Source organism: Mesorhizobium sp. M2A.F.Ca.ET.039.01.1.1 (assembly GCF_003998035.1).
Classification (GTDB): Bacteria; Pseudomonadota; Alphaproteobacteria; order Rhizobiales; family Rhizobiaceae; genus Mesorhizobium.
In genome coordinates this window covers 1-621 of the sequence record NZ_RZRY01001419.1, presented here as the reverse complement: position 1 = coordinate 621, position 621 = coordinate 1, and the positions used below count along the sequence as shown (strand labels likewise).

At 68.3% G+C, this 621-nt stretch carries 1 protein-coding gene; it reads left to right on the top strand.

The genetic code is table 11. The features are described 5' to 3' along the window. Nucleotides 1–621: alanine racemase C-terminal domain-containing protein (locus tag EOA24_RS40200; RefSeq protein ID WP_189354702.1), on the top strand; the 621-nt coding region annotated here is incomplete at both ends.

Below are 621 nucleotides of genomic sequence, written 5' to 3'. Positions count from 1 at the left end.
TCGCGGGCGAGGCCGGCGCCTTCGACGGCATCGACATCCGTTTCGTGATGAGCCATCTCGCCCGCGCCGACGAGCCCCAACAGGCGGCCAACGAGAAGCAGCGGCACGAATTCGACCGATTGCGCAAGATGCTGCCCGCGGCGCCCGCCTCCCTGGCCAACTCGTCGGGCATCTTTCTCGGACCTGCCTATCATTACGATCTCGCCCGTCCCGGAGCCGCGCTCTACGGCGTCAACCCGACACCCCACGAAGCCAATCCGATGCTGCCGGTGATAAGGCTGGAAGCCAAGGTGGCGCAAACGCGTGAGATCGGCGCCGGCACAGGCATCGGCTATGGCCACACCCACCAGGCGGACGGGCCGCTCAGGCTGGCGACCATTTCGCTGGGCTATGGCGACGGCTGGCACCGGCGCGCCGCCTCGGCCGCCTGGTTCGAGGGCGTGCGTTTGCCCTTCGTCGGGCGCGTGTCGATGGATTCGATCATCCTCGACATTTCGGCGCTTCCGGCAGGCAGGCTCGGCGAGGGCGACCTCGTCGAGCTCATCGGCCCCTCGCAAAGCGTCGACGACGCGGCCGGCCACGCCGGCACCATCGGCTACGAGATACTGACCAGCCTGGGCA